This is a genomic window from Streptomyces sp. NPDC058295 (genome assembly GCF_042880655.1).
Taxonomy (GTDB): Bacteria; Actinomycetota; Actinomycetes; order Streptomycetales; family Streptomycetaceae; genus Streptomyces; species Streptomyces coriariae.
The window spans coordinates 100627-113197 of sequence record NZ_JBHVYO010000004.1; the positions used below are offsets into that span (position 1 = coordinate 100627).

Consider the following 12571-nt stretch of genomic DNA (forward strand, 5'->3'; position numbering starts at 1 on the left):
CCGCATGCCCACCTCCCCCGCCTCCCCCGCCGACGTCCGCGCCCAGTGGGCCGCGCACAACCCGGGCCTCGACACCTCCCCCATGGAAGTGGTCGGCCTGCTCAAGCGCGCCACCGGCCTGCTCGACCGCGCCGTCGAACCTCTCTACGCGGGCGCACCGCTCACCGCGCCCGAGGTCGACATGCTCATCCCCCTGCGCCACGCCACCGGGCCGGTCATCGCCCGCAGCCTCGCCGAACGCCTCGGCCTCTCCCGTGCGGGTGTCAGCAAGACCCTCGCCAGACTGGAGAAACGCGGCTTCATCACCCGCACCCCCAACCCCGCCGACCGCCGCGCCGCCCTGCTCACCATCACCGAGTCGGGCGCCAGGGCCGTCGACGACCTCTTCCCCCGCCAACTCGCCGCAGAGGTCGACCTGTTGGCGGGCCTGGGGGACGACCGGGACTGGGTCCTCAGGGCGTTGGGCCGGCTGGTGGAGGCGATGGAGGGCCAGGGACGGCACGGCTGAACCCGGGTTCGGCCGAGTGGTGGCCCGGCCTGGCTGACGGGGGAGGTCGGACCTTCCGTTTCCGGAAACCGGTGATCGCCCTGTTCCCAGGTCCGGCGGGAGCCCGTCCTCGGAATACGCCTGCCGGAGCGGCCGGGCCGGCCGCACCAGAACCGTCCGCTTCTTTGCGCGCGTCCTGCTCTACGGTGCCATCAGTCACCTACGACCGGGGAGGTACTGTGCAGCAGCCGAAGGCGGCGCTCGCCGAACGCATCGCCGAGCGGAGAAGCGGAGGCGACGACCCACGTGCTCTGGTCGGCGAGATGCGACGCTCGGTCCTCCTGGTGCCGATGGCCGACGGAGGTCTGTGGTCGGTGCGTTCGGGCGGGGTGCGATGGATCTGCGGGTTCACCGACGAGGCCGCCCTGGCCCGGTTCGCCCTGCGCCACACGCGCGGTGACCGGCCCATGGACTACGCGGCACTGTTGGGCGCGCGCATCGTCGACGAGCTCGTGCCCGCCCTGGGCGAGCCCGCAGGTCTCGCCGTCGACATCGCCACCGAGGACGGGTCGATGTTCTTCCCGCCGGTCGTCGGCATCGTGCCGGACGCGGTCGCCGTCGACGCCGGAGCGGCGGGAGAGGGGCCGCGGTCATGAGCGGTGACGGACCGGACCTGCGGCTCGACAAGGCGTCCGTCGCCAAGTTCACCCAGGGTGTGGGCGCGACCATCGACCAGCTCGGTGAACTCGGCGGCGCCACCGGGTCGGTGCTGGGAAAGGGTTTCTCGGAGCTGGCGATGACCGGGATGGAGGCCGGGCACCACGGTCTCGCGGTCGACTTCGAGGACTTCTGCGAGCGTTGGGAGTGGGGCGTGCGGGCCCTGGTGCACGACGCCAGTGCGCTCGCGAACCGCCTCGGCCTGGCAGCGGGCACCCAGTGGGAGCACGACCAGTACGTCGCGGCCACGCTCAAGGTGGGCGCCAACTCCCTGTTCGGCGGGAACCCGCACGCCGGTGAGGAGGAGATCGCCCAGCAGAACTGGGGCGACATCTTCACGCCGGACTACCTGAACCCGGACTGGAGCGCCGAGTCGTTCGACAAGGCAGGTCAGGACATGGAGCAGACCTGGAAGGACACCGGCCGCACCGTTCTCACCGAGGGCCACGGCGGTCAGCAGTCGCAGGTGCTCAACGACGCTCTCGGCATCTCGGACGACCAGTGGAACCAGGCGCTGGACGACACCTTCGGCCCGTCTCCGGAGGAACGTGCCCAGCAGGAGCAGCAGCAGGGTGAGCACGGGGGGAACTGACGGTGGGCATCGGCGACTTCATCAGTGACATCACGCCCGACTCGGTCGAGGACGCGGTCGAGGACGGCGTCGAGTGGGTGGGCAACCGGGTCGAGGACGCGGGCAACTGGACCGCCGACCGGTTGGAGGACGTCGGGTGGGAGTCCGGCGCGGACTGGGTGCGCGAACAGTCCCGTTCGGTCGCCAACCGGCTGGGCGCCGAGGTCGACGAGATGGACCTCGGGCAGACCGAGGACAAGACCAAACTGATCTACGGCAGCCCCAGCGAGATCACCTCCACCGCCACGAAGCTCCGCGCCTTCCAGTCGGCCTTCGACAACGCCGGCGACGGGCTCAAGGGCCTCGACTCGTCCCGGCTCAAGGGGGAGACGGCCGAGGCGCTGCGCACCGCGGTGAGCACCCAGCCGCCCAAGTGGTACGCCGCCGCCGACGCCTGTACGAAGGCGGTCGGTGCGCTGGAGGCGTTCGCCGGCACCGTCACCTGGGCGCAGGGACAGGCGCAGACGGCGATCGACCAGTGGAAGGAGGGCGTCAAGGCCTCCGAGGACGCCGCCGACGCCCACCGCAAGAAGGTCGACGACTACAACGGCGCCGTCGATCGCTACAACGCCCAGCCCGCGGACAAGCGCGATCCCTCCTCGCTGCCGCCCAGGCCCGCGGCGACGTTCGAAGATCCCGGCAAGAAGCTGATGCAGGACGCTCAGGACCTCCTCGCGGAGGCCCGCAAGCAGCGCAACTCGGCGGCGGAGACCGCGCGCACGGCGGTCCGCGCCGCCCGCGACATGGCTCCGCAGAAGCCGTCCTACGCCGAGCAGTTGGGCGACGGGATGCAGGAGCTGCAGCTCATGGGCGACCACGTCGGGGGCGGTGTCATCAAGGGCACGGCGGGGCTGCTGAACTTCGTGCGCAGCGTCAACCCGATGGACCCGTACAACATCACGCACCCGGCCGAGTACGCCACCTCCCTCAACAGCCTGGCCGCCGGCCTGGTGGTGGCCGCCAACGACCCGGTCGGCACCGGCAAGCAGATGGTCAGCGACTTCATGAAGGACCCGGCCGAGGGCTTCGGCCGGCTGCTGCCCGATGTCGCGCTGACCGTGGCCACCGGGGGCGGCGGCGCCGCGGTGAAGGGCGTGCGGATCGCCGAGGAGGCCGCCGACGCCGCGCGGCTGCGCCGGCTGATCGACGACGCCCCGGACGGCACCCACCGCCGTCCGGACGGCGAGCGCCCCACCGACGGCACCGACCCGGTGGACCTCGCCTCGGGCCGGATGTTCCTGCCCCAGACCGACCTCACGATCCCCGGCATCCTGCCGCTGGTCTTCACCCGCCGCACCGAGTCCGGCACCGCGACCGGCCGCTTCCTGGGGCCCGCCTGGACGTCCACCGTCGACGAGCGCCTGGTGATCGACGCGATCGGCGTCGTCCACGTCACCGCCGAGGGACTTCTGGTGCCGTACCCGCACCCGGTCCCGGGCTCGCCCACCCGGCCGGAGGCGGGCCGGGCCCGCACGCTCCTTGCCCGGGACGGTGACGGCGACTTCACGGTCACCGCCCTCGACAGCGGCCTGACCTTCCGGTTCACCGCCCCGGCCGGTGGCGAACCGGGGGCCGACGGCGTCGCCTGGCTGGCGGGCATCACCGAACGCAACGGCCACACCGTCGAGGTCGACCGCGGCGAGGACGGACTGCCGCGGGCCCTGGTCCACTCGGCGGGTCACCGGGTGAACCTGTCCGTCGCCGACGGCCTGGTCACCGGCCTGTCCCTGGCCGGCGGGGGCGAGGGCGGGGCGGATCTGCCGCTGATGAGCTACGGCTACCAGGACCGCGACCTCACCACGGTCACCAAGCCGTCGGGCGCCGTCACCACCTTCGTCTACGACGACCGCCGCCGCGTCATCGCCTGGATCGACTCCAACTCGAGCCGCTACGACTACGTCTACGACGACCGCGACCGCGTCGTGGCGGAGGGCGGCGAGGCCGGCCACGTCCAGATCACCCTGTCCTACACCGAACCGGACGCCGAGACCGGTCACCGCACGACGGTCCTGACCACCGCGGACGGGCGGGCCACCCGGCATCTGATCGGCCCCGGCTGCCGCGTCCTGGCCACCACCGACCCGCTCGGCCACACCACGCGGTTCCGCTACGACACGAGCGGCAACCTGCTGTCCCGCACGGACCCCCTGGGCAGCACCACCGCGTTCTCCTACGACGATGAAGGCCGGCTCGGCACGGTCACCCGACCCGACGGCACCGAACTCCGTGTCGTACGCGGCCCGTCCGGCCTGCCCACGGAGCGATACGACCCGGACGGCGCCCGGTGGCTGCAGGAGTTCGACGAGCGGGGGAACCGCACCACGGTCACCGATCCGGCCGGCCGCACCACCCGTTACACCTACGACGACGCCGGCCTGCTGACGTCCGTCACCGACGCCCTGGGGGCCACCACCGTCGTGCGCTGCGACGCGGTGGGCCGGCCGGCGGAGGTGGTCGACCCGGCCGGCGGCGCCACCCGCCTGGAGCGCGACGCCCTCGGCCGTCCGGTCCGCATCACCGACCCGGTGGGCGCCGTCACCCGACTGGACTGGCACGCCGACGGCCAGCTCGCCCGGCGCACGGGTCCCGACGGCGCCACCGAGTCATGGACCTATGACGGCGAGGGCAACTGCCTCACCCACATCGACGCGGCGGGCGGTGTGTCCCGCTTCGAGTACACCCACTTCGACCTCCTCGCCGCCCGCACCCGACCCGACGGGTCCCGGTACGAGTTCGAGCACGACGCCGGCCTCCGGCTCAACCGGGTCACCGACCCGCAGGGGCTCGTGTGGACGTACGGGTACGACCGGGCCGGCCGGCTCGTCTCCGAGACCGACTTCGACGGCCGTGCCGTCACCTACGGCCTCGATGCCGCCGGCCGGCTCACCACCCGGACCGATCACCTCGGCGGCGTGGCCGCGTACGCGTACGACGAGCTCGGCCGGGTGATCCGCAAGGAGGTCGCGGGCCGGGTCACCGTCCACGCCTACGACCGTGCCGGACGTCTGATCCAGGCGTCGGATCCGGACAGCGAACTGGTGCGCCGCTACGACCGGTGCGGCCGGCTCAAGACCGAACTCGTCGACGGCCGCGCCCTCGACCACGCCTACGACGCCGTGGGCCGCCGCATCCGTCGCACCACCCCCACGGGACTGGTCACGAGCTACGCCTACGACGCCGCGGGCCGCCCCACCCGGGTTACCTCCGGTGGCCACGACATCACCTTCACGCACGACGCGGCCGGACGCGAAGTGGAGCGCGTCTTCGATGACATCATCACCCAAACCTCCGCCTGGGACGAGGCCGGCCGGCTGTCAGCCCAGCACCTCACCGCCGGTTCCCGCACCCTCAACGAGCGCACGTACGCCTACCGCGCCGACGGCCGTCTCACCGCGATGTCCGACCGGGCGTCGGGGGCGCGCACCTTCGACCTCGACCCGGTCGGCCGGGTCACCGCCGTCCACGCGCACGGCTGGAGCGAGCGGTACGCCTACGACGCGAGCGGCAACCAGACCGCGGCCGCCTGGCCCGGCTCACACCCGGGCCACGAGGCCACCGGCCCCCGTACCTACACCGGCACCACCGTCACGCGCGCGGGTGACATCCGCTTCGAGCACGACGCCCTCGGCCGCGTCACCCTGCGACAGAAGGCCCGGCTCTCCCGCAAACCGGACAACTGGCGCTACATATGGGACGCCGAGGACCGCCTCACCTCCGTGGTCACCCCCGACGGCACCCGCTGGCGCTACCGCTACGACCCTCTGGGCCGCCGCACCGCCAAGCAGCGACTGGCGGCGGACGGCGAGAGCGTGACGGAGGAAATCTCTTTCAGCTGGGACGGCCTGACCCTCTGCGAACAGACCACCGTCTCCGGCGACCTCCCCCGTCCGGTGGCGCTGACCTGGGAACACCGCGGCCTGGTGCCCCTGGCGCAGACCGAGCGCATCCTTACCCCGGACGCCCGTCAGGAGGAGATCGACCGGCGCTTCTTCGCCGTGGCCACCGACCTGATCGGCGCCCCCACCGAATTGGTCGACGAGTCCGGGCGCATCGCCTGGAGCACCCGCACCACGCTGTGGGGAACCACCGCCTGGTCCCGCTCCAGCACGGCCTACACCCCGCTCCGCTTCCCCGGCCAGTACTACGACCCGGAGACCGGCCTCCATTACAACCTCTTCCGTCACTACGACCCGGAGACCGCCCGGTACGCGTCTCCGGACCCGCTGGGGCTGTCGCCGGCGCCGAACCCGGTCGCCTACGTGGACAACCCGCACACCGTCTGCGACCCCTTCGGCCTGTCGCCGTACAAGGACGGCGAAGGCCCGACCATCGGCGAGTACACCTCCAAGGGCGAGGGGCAGGATCTCAAACGGTCCGCCATGGTGGGCGACGACGCCTGGCACTTCAACACCGGCCACGGCTACGACCGCGCCCACACCGGACCGGGCGGAACCACGAACGATCTGCGCACCACCCAGTTGAAGCCCGACCAGATCGAACAGGCGATCGTCTCCGACGTGTACGGATACATGAGGGACGGCGGGGCCGTCCCCCGCGCCGGAACGCCCGGTTTCGCAGGCCCGCTCGACAGGTCGGTGACGATAGACGGGCACGACGTCGGCTACCGGGTCATCCAACGGCCCGATGGTGCCTACCAACTGTCCACATACTGGCTCAACCCGTAGCGTCGCCCCGGCTGTTAAGGTCTCGCCCGGCCCCCTGCCTGCGAGATGCCCCTCAGGAGAACCGAAGAAGATGCCCGATCCGACCCCCGCGGCCAGAAGCCTCAGCCAGGCGATCGACGGCGCCGACAGCCGTCAGGTCACCGAAGCGACGCGTGACTTCGTCGAGAAGCTCACCTTCGCGACGGCCGACGAGATCCTCACCATGCTCCGGGACGTCCTCACCGAGGACTGGATGGCCCTCCCGCCCTGGGCCCGCAACCTCGCCTACCGCCTGGCCTGCCTGCAACGCCCCGACGACCCGCAACTGCTCCGAGAGGCAGCCGCGGACCTGCTGTCCTTCGGCCCCGACTGGGACCCGTTCGCCGAGGATCTGAAGAGACGCGCGGCGGAACTGGAGTAGGGCCCGGCTTCGGTGATCCTGACGTTCGACGGCGACCGGCGCGCAACGGTGACGGACGATCCGCTGCCCATCGCCCCCGTTATCTTCTTCGCGGTCCTGCAAGAGGGCCGCTGGCCTCCGGACCCGGCATGACTGTTCCCCCCTGTCGAACCGATGACCTGGGGGGTGGTGTCACCGGGCCTGAGAGGTGCCGTTGGAGACGCTGTCGGCAACCCTGCTCACACCGCTGATTGGACAGTCGTCGGACCAAGCAGAGTCCCGCAGGACCATCCGCACCGTGATCACCCTGCCTGGACTCTCGTCCTGCGGGACCACGGGGAGCGGGAAGGGCGGTGCGTGTGGAGGACGAGCAGGGCCAGGGCGCCGGTCGCTGCGGACCAGGTGAGGGAGAGCAGCCCGTGGGACCAGGGGATTTGCGGGGTCAAAGCTGAACTCAGCGCCAGCTGGTTCACGCCGTACAGAGGAAGCGCGGACACGCCCGCCACATCCATGAGTGTGTTGAAGACGGGATTCTGCAGGCCGGTGTCGACCAGGCTGAGCATGATGATGAGGAAGAAGCCCTCCAGCTCGCCGCGGACCAGAGAACCGAGCAGAAGACCGATGCCGCCGTAGGCGAGGCCGGCACCCGCAAGGGCCAGCGCCAGGGGTGCTGCGTGGCGGACGGGCAGAGAGATCCACAGCAGGATCGTGGTGTAGAGGGCCAGTAGGGCGGCAGTGAGGGTGACGGCAGCAAGCTTCGCCAGCAGTATCGGCAGCCGAGGGTACCCGGCCAGCAGCAGACGGCGGTCGATTTCCCGCGATTGGAAGGTCTCGGTGAAGGTGATGAAGCCGGCGACCATGGTGATGGCGCCCAGCGCGCTGGCCACCTGGCCCACCTGGCTGGCCGGGGCGGAGACGGGGCCGCTGATGGCGTCCAGCCAGATACGCACCACTTGGTCGGAGGTGCACAAGCGCGCCACGAAAATCCAGATGGGGATGAACGCGACCGCCAGAACCAGGGCCAGCCGGTTGCGCAGGTGGCCCCGAAGAGTGCAGCGCAGCAGTTCGGTGAATGCCGTCCAGGAGAGCCTCAACGCTTCGACTCCTCGAAGTGCAGACGCCCTTGGCGCAGGTGAGCGATCGCGTCGAAGTGGTGCAGGTCGTGCAGCAGGTGCGAGACCACGACGATCGACCGGCCCTGATCACGCAGATCGGCGGCCAGGGCCCAGAACCGTTGATGAGTGTCCCAGTCGAACCCCTGGTAGGGCTCGTCCAGGACCAGCAACTGCGGATCGTGCATGAGAGCGATCAGCAGGTTCAGCTTCTGTCGCGTGCCACCACTGAGTTCACCGGCCTGTTGTCGCTGGCAGCCGGTCAACGCCAGCAGCTCCATCAGCTCGCCGGCGCGCTCCAGTGTCGGCAGCCGATAGGCCATCTGGAACAACCGCAGATGCTGTCCGACGGTGAACGCATCGTTGAGCACCGCCTGTTGTGGGCAGTACCCGACCGCCCCGGTCCGTGTCACCGTTCCGCGGTCGGGTGCGAGGTGTCCCACGGCGATCTGCAACAGAGTGCTCTTTCCCGCCCCGTTCTCGCCGACGACTCCCACCAGCGTCCCGGCAGACACATCGAGATCCACATCGCGCAGGACCTGCCTGCCGCCGAACGACTTGCAGACTCCGCTGATCCGCAGCCGTGGCCGGTGGCGCGTCGTTACTGCCTGCACAAGAGCCCCTCGAAAGATCGGACAGGTGTAGTGAGCCGACCCGGAGCCCGCCGCAGGGGCCGGGGCCGCGCAGGCTCATGTCCCCTGGCCTGCCCGGCTCATGACCGCTCAGCCGCGCCCGGCCCGGACAGTCCCGACGGTCCGGCCCTGGGCGGACCGATCCCCCGCGCAACGGCTGCTGCCCGGTGTCCAACGAGTCCGTACCGCTGCTGTAACGGCGGTCACCCGCTCTTCCACACCTGCCAGTTGGGCGTGACGTGTGCCGCGGTCTGCCGTTGTAGGAGGCGATGCCCCCGACACCACAACGAGACCTCAGCGCTCCCACGATCGTCATCGGAGCCGGCCCCCACGGCCTGGCGGCCGCCGCGCTACTGAACCGCTCCGGAGAGCCGACCGTGATCCTGGAACGGTCGGACCGCGTGGGAGCGAGCTGGGCGCAGCGCTATGACCACCTACGCCTGCACACCACTCCCAGCACGTCGAAACTCCCCGGCCTGTCGGTGCCTCGCCAGGCGGGCCCGTGGGTGAGCCGGGACGACTACGTGCGCTACCTGGAGCGCTACGTTGCCCATCACCGACTGGACATCCGGGTGACCACCCCGGTGGAGCGCATCGAACGGGCCGAGCCGGGTTCGGGAGCACAGTGGCTGGTCCACACCCCCGACGGTCCGGTGCCCGCTGGCGCGGTCGTGGTGGCCACCGGCCGCTGCCATACCCCGAACCTCCCCCGCTGGCCCGGGCGTTCGACGTTCACCGGCACCCTGCTGCACTCGGCCCACTACCGCTCTCCGGCCCCCTACCGCGGGCGGGACGTCCTGGTGGTCGGCGCCGGTAACAGCGGTACCGAGATCGCCAGTGTCCTCGCCGGGGCCGGAGCCGGGCAGGTATGGATCGCAGTCCGTACCCCACCCAACATCCTGCCCCGCTCCAGCGCCCGATGGCATGCAGTCGGCCGGCTGACGGAGGCCCTCCCCCTTGCGTGGCGCGATCGCACCTCCCTGCTCACGCAACGTCTCGCGGTGCCTGACCTGACCTCACGGGGACTGCCCCGGCCCCGCATCGGCCTGTACTCCCGCAATGCCCGTGAAGGGGTCAACCCCGTGCTCGACCACGGCTTCGTGGACGCCGTCCGGTCCGGTCGGGTCGAGCCGGTCGCGGCCGTCGAGGCGTTCGACGGCCCCGACGTGGTACTGGCCGACGGCACCCGACTGCGACCCGACACGGTCATCGCCGCCACCGGGTACCAGCCCAACCTGCACGACCTGGTCGGGTCCCTGGGCGTACTCAACGAGGACGGGCAACCCCTCGCCGTAGGCGCACTGACCCATCCCGAAGCCTCGCGCCTGTACTTCACCGGATACACCAATCCCCTCACGGGTGTCCTTCGCCAGGCCGGCATCGAAGCGCGCGCCGTCGCGCACGCGCTACGACGCGAGAAGGTGCGGGTCCCCCTTCCCTCGCCCCGCGTTGGCGACCGCACGGCCGACACACTCCACAGAGGGCACGCTTCGAGTTGACGGGGCCTTGGAAGCTCGGCCCTTCAGCGGCGTGCCCCGCAGAGCAAGTGGATGGCGACGCGCCTACGGCGACACAGTCCCTGTCCTCCTAGACCGCCGGCAGGGGCGGAACTAGCAGGTGCGGTGACCCATAAGGCTCCTCCAGGACCTGCCGGCTCCTTCTCGTCAGCTGACGGCGACTCGGTCTCGCGCGCGAGGACGGTCAGGATCAGCAGCGGGTCGATCATGTGGTGCGGGGCATGGTGGTCGAGGTCGACGTCCAGGACCGGGGTGTCCGCGATGAACAGCAGCTGGATCTTGCCGCGCTCGGCGGCCTGCGCGTAACGCACGAACTGGTCCATGTCCGTGTAGCTGTTCAGGTTCGCGCCCGGCAGCCGCCAGGCCCCGGGCGCGGCCCCGTATCCGCCGCTGAACTGCATGCCCAGGACCATCTGCCGGCTTGTCACGGTTACTTCTCCTGACTGAGCGATGAAAAGCGGAGAACACCTCCACTTGATTTCTCGAGGGCTGAGGCATCTTCGGGGTTGTCAAACGCCGTGCGGATGCTTGGGTCTGGGGCCGGCAAGTGTCGGCCCCGGACCCAGGCACGGCACCGGAAGGTTCCTGCGAGCGGAGGAACTACGGCCTGTCGAGGACCCCGGGTGTGTCGTGCAGGACCACGCTCCGCTGCAGCGGAACCCGCTCCGTGCGGAGCGTGTTCACCGGTGCCGCCGGGTCAGTCATGCCGAAGGAGATGCCGAACAGCAGCTTGAGCTCTGCGGGGACACCCAGGAACTCGCGGACGGTGTCGGCGTAGACGCCGAGTACGGTCTGCGGGATGCCGGCCAGCCCCCGGGCCGCCAGCGCGAGCAGGAAGTTCTGCGCGTACATGCCGATGTCGCCGGCCGTCCGTACCCCGTCGCCGAGTGCCGGCATGAACAGGAAGGCGGCGTGGGGAGCGCCGTAGAACTCCAGGTTCTCGCGGACCGCCGCCCTCCGGCCGTCCCGGTCCGAGCGCTCGACGCCCCGGGCCCGGTAGACATTCGCGCCCAGGGCCCGCGACCGCTCGACGTAGATGCCCTCCTCGCCGTAGCCATCGGTGAAATCCTGCGAGGTCCGCCCCTCCTCCTCGGCCCGGAGCAGCTCCTTGGCCAGGGCGTCCCGTGCCGCACCCGAGACGACGTGCACCGTCCATGGCTGGGTATTGCTGTTGGAGGGGGCCGTCTGTGCGTCTTCCAGCACGCCGCGGATGTCCGAAGGGGACAGGGCGGTGGGCAGGAACCGCCGGGGGGAGCGTCGGGAGCGTGCGAGGTCGGTGAAGGGTGATGCGGTGCCGGGCAAGGCGGTTCCTCTCCGCGGCGCGCAGTCACCGCCACGGCGGCCGCGGCACAGCGCGGTACGGCAGGCCGTGCGACGAGGCAGCTGACGTAGGGGCCGGGTGCGGGAGGCACCCTTCGCGGGTACCGGCGGGCATGCGGATGCTCGCAGGCAGCGGCGTGCCGAGGCCGCAGGTCGCAGCGTGGGGGACTGTGCGCTCTTCGTTTTCGTCGTGTGTGTTCGCGGCGTGCCGGCGCTGTCGCTCTCGTGCCGTTGGGCGCGCGAGAGTTGCGTCGGGTGTCTCAGCGGTGGGCGGCGCGGTTCATCTCGACGACGTCGTCGACGGTGGGGTTGGCACCGAGGGAGGCGATGCGTTCCGGGAGGCTGTCGCGGACGGCCGCGTCCTTGGCGCGGTCGGCCGCGGCCAGGGCCGCCGGCAGCTCGTTCAGGGTCAGCTCGGTGCAGTAGGCGGGGCTGTTGGGCTGCTGGCGCCAGGAGTCGGCCAGTGTGCCGGCGTCGTAGGGGTCGAAGCCGGTGTCGTCCACCAGGCTCATGGCCACCTTCCGCGCCTCCTCGGAGTCGCCGGCGACGGGGATGGCGAGGCGGCCGGGCGTTCCGGCCGGGACGCCCTTGGTCCGCTGGGTTTCGGCCAGCGCGGCGTTCCACGCCTTGACCACGGGGCGGCCGAGCAGCTCGGCGGTGTACACGCTCTCCACCTGGCCGTTGTCCACCGCCTCGATCGGCTCGCTGAGCATGCCGGGGTAGTAGTTCGAGGTGTCGATGACCACCGTCTCGTCGGGCACCGACGCGAACAGGTCCGCCAGCTGGCCCGCCACCCCGAACGGGATCGACAGGACGATGACGTCCCGGCCCTGGACGGCGTCGGCGAGGTCCGCCGCGCGGGCCCCGGACTCCAGGACCTCCGCCCGGATGGCCTCGCGGCCGCGGGCGTCGGCCACCTGGACGTCGTGACCGGCCGTGCTGAGCTTGGCTGCGAGATTCCCGCCGATGGCACCGGCGCCTATGACAGTAATTTTCATGATTTGTCCCTTGAGAGGTTGTGCTGCCCCTGGGGGCAGCGCGATGTGACGGATGGGTGGTAGTGCCGCCTGGCTTTGCGGGGGCGGAGCGGG

At 70.9% G+C, this 12571-nt stretch carries 11 protein-coding genes; 6 read left to right on the plus strand and 5 right to left on the minus strand.

The genetic code is table 11. The features are described 5' to 3' along the window. Positions 1 to 4: 4 nt before the first annotated feature. The 5 genes from ACFVYS_RS05935 (at position 5) to ACFVYS_RS05955 (ending at position 6920) form a co-directional block, all read left to right on the plus strand. On the plus strand, positions 5 to 508 hold the full coding sequence (locus ACFVYS_RS05935; RefSeq protein ID WP_389499256.1) for a MarR family winged helix-turn-helix transcriptional regulator: 504 nt from the start codon (positions 5 to 7) through the stop codon (positions 506 to 508). Positions 509 to 726: 218 nt separating this feature from the next. Beyond that, positions 727 to 1143, plus strand: coding sequence for a hypothetical protein (locus tag ACFVYS_RS05940; protein ID WP_389499258.1), 417 nt, complete (start codon positions 727 to 729; stop codon positions 1141 to 1143). Continuing rightward, on the plus strand, positions 1140 to 1796 hold the full coding sequence (locus ACFVYS_RS05945) for a hypothetical protein (protein WP_389499260.1): 657 nt from the start codon (positions 1140 to 1142) through the stop codon (positions 1794 to 1796). Before ACFVYS_RS05940 ends, ACFVYS_RS05945 begins: the two co-directional genes overlap by 4 nt. 2 nt (positions 1797 to 1798) lie before the next feature. Beyond that, positions 1799 to 6520 carry a putative T7SS-secreted protein gene (locus ACFVYS_RS05950; protein WP_389499262.1) on the plus strand — a complete coding sequence of 1574 codons (4722 nt, stop codon included), beginning with the start codon at positions 1799 to 1801 and terminating at the stop codon, positions 6518 to 6520. A 70-nt stretch (positions 6521 to 6590) separates the two neighbouring features. Continuing rightward, the gene (locus ACFVYS_RS05955; protein WP_389499264.1) at positions 6591 to 6920 is read left to right on the plus strand and encodes a hypothetical protein; all 330 of its coding nucleotides are present in this window, start codon (positions 6591 to 6593) and stop codon (positions 6918 to 6920) included. A 281-nt stretch (positions 6921 to 7201) separates the two neighbouring features. On the opposite strand, the gene ACFVYS_RS05960 is transcribed toward ACFVYS_RS05955, so the two are convergent. Together ACFVYS_RS05960 and ACFVYS_RS05965 are read right to left on the minus strand one after the other, a co-directional pair. Next, the gene (locus ACFVYS_RS05960; RefSeq protein ID WP_389499266.1) at positions 7202 to 7993 is read right to left on the minus strand and encodes a hypothetical protein; all 792 of its coding nucleotides are present in this window, start codon (positions 7991 to 7993) and stop codon (positions 7202 to 7204) included. Continuing rightward, complete coding sequence (locus ACFVYS_RS05965; protein WP_389499268.1) at positions 7990 to 8625, minus strand: ABC transporter ATP-binding protein; 636 nt, start codon at positions 8623 to 8625, stop codon at positions 7990 to 7992. The genes ACFVYS_RS05960 and ACFVYS_RS05965 overlap by 4 nt, the downstream gene beginning before the upstream one ends. Positions 8626 to 8912: 287 nt before the next feature. On the opposite strand from ACFVYS_RS05965, the gene ACFVYS_RS05970 reads away from it, so the two are divergent. Then, entirely contained in the window at positions 8913 to 10142 is a 1230-nt protein-coding gene (locus tag ACFVYS_RS05970) for a flavin-containing monooxygenase (RefSeq protein WP_389499269.1), read from the plus strand. A 23-nt stretch (positions 10143 to 10165) separates the two neighbouring features. Here the strand turns inward: ACFVYS_RS05970 and ACFVYS_RS05975 are convergent, their stop codons facing one another. From ACFVYS_RS05975 to ACFVYS_RS05985, 3 genes are all read right to left on the minus strand, one after another. Further along, positions 10166 to 10588, minus strand: coding sequence for a hypothetical protein (locus tag ACFVYS_RS05975; RefSeq protein WP_389499271.1), 423 nt, complete (start codon positions 10586 to 10588; stop codon positions 10166 to 10168). Positions 10589 to 10760: 172 nt separating this feature from the next. After that, positions 10761 to 11462: a nitroreductase gene (locus ACFVYS_RS05980; protein ID WP_389499272.1), complete on the minus strand. Its 702-nt coding sequence runs from the start codon at positions 11460 to 11462 to the stop codon at positions 10761 to 10763. 278 nt (positions 11463 to 11740) lie between these two features. Further along, on the minus strand, positions 11741 to 12478 hold the full coding sequence (locus tag ACFVYS_RS05985; RefSeq protein ID WP_389499274.1) for an NADPH-dependent F420 reductase: 738 nt from the start codon (positions 12476 to 12478) through the stop codon (positions 11741 to 11743). Between the last annotated feature and the right edge of the window lie 93 nt (positions 12479 to 12571).